General features: G+C 73.0%; 2 protein-coding genes and 1 pseudogene. All 3 read left to right on the forward strand.

Features of this window, described 5'->3' with window-relative positions; genetic code table 11:
• Positions 1 to 188: pseudogene (locus ACWCO3_RS29095) on the forward strand (hypothetical protein); the annotation flags it as partial.
• Positions 188 to 5,041, forward strand: a complete 4,854-nt coding sequence (locus ACWCO3_RS29100) for a type I polyketide synthase (RefSeq protein ID WP_450013084.1) — start codon at positions 188 to 190, stop codon at positions 5,039 to 5,041. The pseudogene ACWCO3_RS29095 and the gene ACWCO3_RS29100, both read left to right, overlap by 1 nt.
• A gap of 29 nt (positions 5,042 to 5,070) precedes the next feature.
• A partial coding sequence (locus ACWCO3_RS29105; RefSeq protein ID WP_450013086.1) for a type I polyketide synthase occupies positions 5,071 to 6,951 on the forward strand: 1,881 nt, incomplete at its 3' end.

Raw genomic sequence — 6,951 nt, forward strand, 5'->3', positions numbered from 1 at the left:
GTCGGATCGAGGCCGCCGTGGCCACGTTGCCCGGCGACGGATCGGTACGCGAGCAGGTGACCAGCCGCCTGCGTGACCTGCTGGCCGGGCTGGAGCCCACCGGCGCCGCGGACGTGACGCAGGACCTCGAGTCGGCCACCGACGACGAGATGTTCGAGTTCATCACCCGAGAGTTCGGAGTGTCGTGATGGCAGACGACGAGAAGCTTCGCCATTTCCTCAAGAAGGTCACCACCACCCTTCAGGAGACCAAGCAGCAGTTGCACGAGGCCGAGAACCGTGACCGGGAGCCGATCGCGATCGTCTCGATGAGCTGTCGGTTCCCCGGAGGCGTACGCGGGCCGGACGACCTCTGGCAGATGCTCATCGGCGAGCGCGACGCGCTCGGCCCCCTGCCCGCAGACCGGGGCTGGGACCTGGAGTCGCTCTACAGCCCGGACGCGGACGCACCCGGCCAGAGCTACGTGCGGGAGGGCTCGTTCCTGGACGACGCCGCGGACTTCGACGCCGCGTTCTTCGGGATCAGCCCGCACGAGGCGCTCGCCATGGACCCGCAGCAGCGGCTGCTGCTGGAGGCGTCCTGGGAGGCGATCGAACGGGCCGGCGTCAACCCGCAGAGCCTGCGCGGCAGCCAGACCGGCGTGTTCGTCGGCATCACCCAGCAGAACTACGGCACCGCGTTGCACGAGGCCCCCGAGGGCGTCGACATGTACCTCGGCACCGGCACCACCACCAGTGTCGCGTCCGGCCGGATCGCGTACAGCCTGGGGTTCGGCGGCCCGGCCGTCACCGTGGACACGGCCTGTTCGTCGTCGCTCGTCGCCATGCACTGGGCCGTCCAGTCACTGCGGTCGCGCGAGTGCGACCTGGCCCTGGTCGGCGGCGTCACGATCATGGCGGCACCGGGCGCGTTCATCCTGTTCAGCAGGCAGAAGGGGTTGGCGGCGGACGGGCGGTGCAAGCCCTTCGCCGAAGCCGCCGACGGCACCGCCTGGGGAGAGGGCGTCGGCATCATCATGGCCGAGCGGCTCTCCGACGCACAGCGCAACGGCCACCCGATCCTGGCGATCGTGCGCGGCAGCGCGACCAACCAGGACGGTGCCTCCAACGGCCTCACCGCTCCCAACGGGCCGGCCCAGGAGCGGGTCATCCGGGCCGCGCTCGCCAACGCGCGACTCACCCCGGACCAGGTCGACACCGTCGAGTCGCACGGCACCGGCACCACCCTCGGCGACCCCATCGAGGCGCAGGCGCTGCTGGAGACGTACGGCCGGGGCCGGCCGGCGGAGAACCCGCTCTGGATCACCTCGGTCAAGTCGAACATCGGGCACACCCAGTCGGCGGCCGGTATCGCCGGGCTGATCAAGGCGGTCCTCTCCATCCAACACGGGATCCTGCCGAAGACACTCAACGTCGACGCGCCCACCTCACACGTGGACTGGTCGACGGGTGCCGCGCAGGTCCTCACCGAGACGATTCCGTGGCCGGAGACCGGGCACCCGCGCCGGGCCGGGGTGTCGTCCTTCGGCGTCTCCGGCACCAACGGGCACATCATCCTGGAGCAGCCGCCGACCGAGGCCCCCGTCGACACCACCGACATGACCGACGGTCCGGTCGCCGCCTGGCCGATCTCGGCACGCACCGAGGCCGGCCTCGTCGCGCAGGCCCGCCGCCTGCACGACCACCTGACGCGGCACCCCTCGCTCACGCCGTCGGACGTCGGCCACTCCCTGTGGAGGACCCGGGCCACCTTCGACCACCGTGCCGTGGTCGTCGGCGCCGACCGGGACGAGATGCTGACCAGCCTCGCCGAGTTTCCCGACGGCAGCGCACCCCGCGCCGACCGGCAGCTCGCCGGCAGACCGCTCTTCGTCTTTCCCGGCCAGGGCTCGCAGTGGCTCGGCATGGCGACCGAACTGCTCGACCAGGAGCCGGTCTTCGCCGCCCGGATCGCCGAGTGCGCCGCCGCCCTCGAACCGTACGTCGACTGGTCGCTGCTGGACGTGCTGCGCTCCACCGACCCGACCGCGCTGGACCGCGTCGACGTGGTGCAGCCCGCGCTCTGGGCGGTGATGGTCTCGCTCGCCGAAACCTGGATCTCCCGTGGCGTACGACCCGGCGCGGTCGTCGGCCACTCACAGGGCGAGATCGCCGCCGCCTGCGTGGCTGGCGCGCTGTCGCTGACCGACGCCGCCAAGGTGGTCGCCCTGCGCAGCCGCGCCCTGCTCGCACTGTCCGGCACCGGCGGCATGGTCTCGGTGAACGCCCCACTCGCCACCGTCGAACCGCTGCTCACCGACGGGATCGCCGTCGCGGCCGTGAACGGCCCGTCCAGTGTGGTCGTGGCGGGCGCCGACGTCGCGGCCTTCCTGACCGCAGCCCAGGCGGCCGGAGTCCGCGCCCGGCAGGTGCAGGTGGACTACGCCTCGCACTGCGCCCAGGTGGAACCGATCGAGGCCGAGCTGGCCCGGCTCCTGGACGGGATCACGCCGACCACCGGCACCGTGCCGATCATCTCCACGGTCACCGGCACGCCGATCGACGGCACCGCGATGAACGCCGCCTACTGGTACGACAACCTGCGCAACCCGGTCCGCCTCGACCTGGCCGTGCACACCGCTCTGGAAGCCGGTCACGCCCTGATCGTCGAGATCAGCCCGCACCCGGTGCTGATCGCCGGGCTCACCGGCCTCGCCGAGGACGCCGGCGGCGACGCCGTGGTCCTGGGCACGCTGCGGCGCGGCGACGGCGGGCTCCGGCGGTTCACCCACTCGCTGGCTTCCGCGTACGTGCACGGTGCCGCAGTCGACTTCGCAACCGTCCACCCGCAGGGGCGCACCGTGCCGTTGCCGACCTTCGCGTTTCAGGGCCGGCCGTACTGGCTGGGCGGCCAACGGCCCCCGGCTCCCGCCGTCGTGGCGCCGAGCACTGACGACGCGGTCTTCTGGAACGCCGTCGAGCGGCAGGACGCGGACGTGCTCGCCGAGACCATCGGCGTCGACCCGGCGGCGGTGGGAGACCTGCTCCCGGCGTTGTCGTCGTGGCGGCGGCAGCGGCAGACCGGCTCGAAGCTGGACAGCTGGCGCTACCGCGACGAGTGGGTCCGCGTCCCAAACCAACCGGCCCGTCTCACCGGCACCTGGCTGGTCGCCGTACCGGCCGGGATCGACTCGCCGCTGCCGGCCGAGGTCAGCTCGGCTCTGCGAGTCGGCGGCGCGCGGGTGGTGCCGGTGGAGATCGACCCGTTCGACGTCCACCGCACCGCGTTGGCCGCCCAGCTCACCCTGGCCCTCGACGCGGCCAACTGTGACCGTCCGGACGGCGTGCTGTCCTTGCTCGCCCTGGACGAGCGGGTCCTGGCCCGGTACCGCTCCACGCCGCGCGGTTTCGCCGCCACCGTCGTCCTGGTGCAGGCCCTCGGCGACCTCGGCATCGGCGCGCCCCTGTGGTGCGCGTCCCGGGGTGCGATCGGCACCGGAACGGACGACCCCCTGGCCAACCCGGCCCAGGCGCTGCTCTGGGGCTTCGGCCGGGTGGCCGCCCTGGAACACCCGGAACGCTGGGGCGGGCTGGTGGACCTACCCGCGACCCTCGACGAGCGCGGTGCCAACCTGCTCTGCGCCCTGCTCTCCGGCGCCACGGGCGAGGACCAGGCCGCGATCCGAGCGCCCGGCCTCCTCGGCCGGCGGCTGATGCGGGCCCCGATCAGCGGCCGCAGCCCGGCTCGCGGCTGGCAGCCGCGCGGCACCACTCTCATCCTGGGCGGCACCGGCGGTCTCGGTTCCCAGCTGGCCCGGTGGCTGGCCGCGCACGGCGCCGAGCACCTGCTGCTGGTCAGCCGCCGGGGTCCGGACGCACCGGGCGCCGAGGCGTTGCGCGACGACCTCACCGCGCTGGGCGCGACGGTCACGGTGGCCGCCTGCGACGCCGCCGACCGCAACGCCCTGGCCGCGCTGATCGACGCGATCCCCGCCGAGACGCCGCTGACCACTGTGGTGCACAGCGCCGCCGTCCTCGACGACTGCGTGATCGACGCCCTGGAGACCCACCGCGTCGACGGCGTTCTGCGCGCCAAGGTGGACTCCGCCCGCCACCTGCACGAGCTGACCCGGGACCTGGACCTGGACGCGTTCATCACGTTCTCCTCGTTCGCCGGCACGGTGGCCAGTTCCGGCGTCGGCAACTACGCCCCCGCGAACGCCTACCTGGACGCTCTGGTGCAGCACCGCCGCTCGCTCGGCCTGCCGGGCACCGCGATCGCCTGGGGCGCCTGGGGTGGCGGCGGCATGGCCGATGGCGACTTCGGTGAGCTGCTGACCCGGCACGGCGTCGCCGAAATGGCACCCGAGCTGGCGATCACCACCCTGCGCCAGGCGGTGGAGCACGACGAGCCGTTCCTCACCGTCGCCGACATCCGATGGGAGCGGTTCTTCGTCGCGGTCACCGCGACTCGGCCCAGCCCTCTGGTCAGCGCGATCCCGGAGGCGCAGCAGGTGCTCGCGGCGATCGCCCGCGACGGCGACGGCGCCGGCGAGAGCGCCGCCGCGCGCCTCGCGGGCCTGCCGCCGGCCGAGCGGGCCAAGGCCCTGCTCGACACGGTACGGGCGCAGGTCGCCACGGTGCTCGGGTACGCCTCCGCCGACGAGGTGCCGCCGAAGAAAGCCTTCCAGGAGTTGGGCTTCGACTCGGTCACCGCCGTGGAACTGCGCAACCGGCTGGGCGCCGCCACCGGGCTGCGGCTGCCCGTCACGCTCGTCTTCGACTATCCGAACCCGACCACGCTCGCCGCCTTCCTGGACAGCCTGTGCGGCGGGACGGGGGCCACCTCCGCGGTGGACGACCTGGACCGCCTGGAAGCGGCCCTGGACAGCCTCGAACCGGACGACGTCACGTACGTCCGGCTGATGACTCGCATGCAGGCGCTCGTCGCGGACTGGAAGCACGGACGCGCCGAGCCGGTGGAGACCGCGGGCGAAGCCCTCGCCGACGCCACCGACGAGGAGATGTTCGACCTCCTCGGCAAGAAGTTCGGCATCGCCTGACCCGCACGCTCACAAGGGGAGACCTACCGATGGCCAACGAAGAGCGGTTGCGCTACTTCCTCAAGCGGGTCACCGCCGACCTGGAAACCGCGCAGGAGCGTATCCGGCACCTGGAGGTACGCGCCGACGAGCCGATCGCGATCATCGGCGTGGGCTGCCGGTTCCCCGGCGGCGTGGACTCTCCGGAGTCGCTGTGGAACCTGGTCGCGGGGGACGGGGACGGCATCACGCCGTTCCCGTCCGACCGGGGCTGGGACACCGAGGCGCTGTTCGACCCCGACCCGGACAACCCCGGGACGTCGTACGCCGCCGAGGGCGGGTTCCTGAGCGGGGCGGGTGACTTCGACGCCGGCTTCTTCGGGATCAGCCCCCGCGAGGCCCTGGCCATGGACCCGGCGCAGCGGCTCCTGCTGGAGGTGTCCTGGGAGGCGATCGAACGGGCCGGCATCGACCCGGCGTCGCTGTCCGGGTCGCGTACCGGTGTGTTCGCGGGCACCAACGGCTCGGACTACTCGGCCATCCTGATGGGCGCGTCCGAAGGGCTGGAGGGGTATCTGGCCACCGGCAACGCGGGCGCTGTCATCTCCGGGCGGGTGTCGTACTCGCTGGGTCTGGAGGGGCCGGCGGTCACCGTCGACACCGCGTGCTCGTCGTCGCTGGTGGCACTGCACCTGGCGGCGCAGGCGCTGCGGGCCGGTGAGTGCTCACTCGCGCTGGCCGGCGGTGTCACGGTGATGGCCACCCCGTCGCTGTTCGTCGGCTTCTCCCGCCAGCGTGGCCTGGCGGCGGACGGCCGGTGCAAGGCGTTCGCGGGTGCCGCCGACGGCACCGGCTTCGCCGAGGGCGCTGGGGTGCTGCTGGTGGAGCGGCTCTCCGACGCGGTCCGCAACGGTCACCGGGTGCTCGCCGTGGTGCGCGGAAGCGCGGTCAACCAGGACGGCGCGTCGAACGGGTTGACCGCCCCGAACGGGCCGTCGCAGCAGCGGGTGATCCAGGCCGCGCTGGTCGACGCCCGACTGTCGGCGGCGGACGTCGACGTGGTCGAGGCGCACGGCACCGGCACCACCCTGGGCGACCCGATCGAGGCGCAGGCGGTCCTGGCGACCTACGGCCAGGACCGGCCCGCCGGTCAGCCGCTGTGGTTGGGGTCGGTGAAGTCGAACATCGGGCACACCCAGGCAGCCGCCGGTGTCGCCGGAATCATCAAGGTGGTCGAGGCGCTGCGTCATGAGACGTTGCCGCGCACGCTGCACGTGGACGAGCCGACACCGCAGGTGGACTGGTCGGCCGGTGCGGTGGAGCTACTGACGTCGTCCCGGCCGTGGACGGTGGGGGAGCGCCCGCGTCGGGCCGGGGTGTCATCGTTCGGGGTGTCCGGCACCAACGCCCACGTGATCATCGAGGAGGCGCCGGCCACGCCCGTCGACGAGCCGGTCGTGACGGAGTCGAACGTGCCGTGGCTGTTGTCGGCGGCGGCGCCGGAGGCGCTGCGCGGGCAGGCCGAGCGGCTGTCGCGGGTGACGGCGGATCCGGGGGCGGTGGCGTACTCGCTGCTGTCCACCCGATCGGTGCTGAGCCACCGGGCGGTCGTGCTCGGCCCGGATCACGGCGCCGGCCTGTCCGCCCTCCGGGACGGCCTGCCGTCGAGCGCTGTGGTGTCCGGCTCGGCCCATCCGGACGCGGGTGTGGTGTTCGTCTTTCCGGGCCAGGGTTCCCAGTGGGTGGGGATGGCGGTGGGTCTGCTGGACGCCGAGCCGGTGTTCGCGGCCCGGATCGCGGAGTGTGCGGCGGCGCTGGCGCCGTTCGTGGACTGGAACCTCCTCGACGTGCTGCGCTCCGACGATCCGTTGGAGCGGGTGGATGTGGTGCAGCCGGTCTTGTGGGCGGTGCACGTGTCCCTGGCCGAGGTG

The sequence above is a fragment of the Micromonospora sp. NPDC002411 genome, assembly GCF_053592955.1.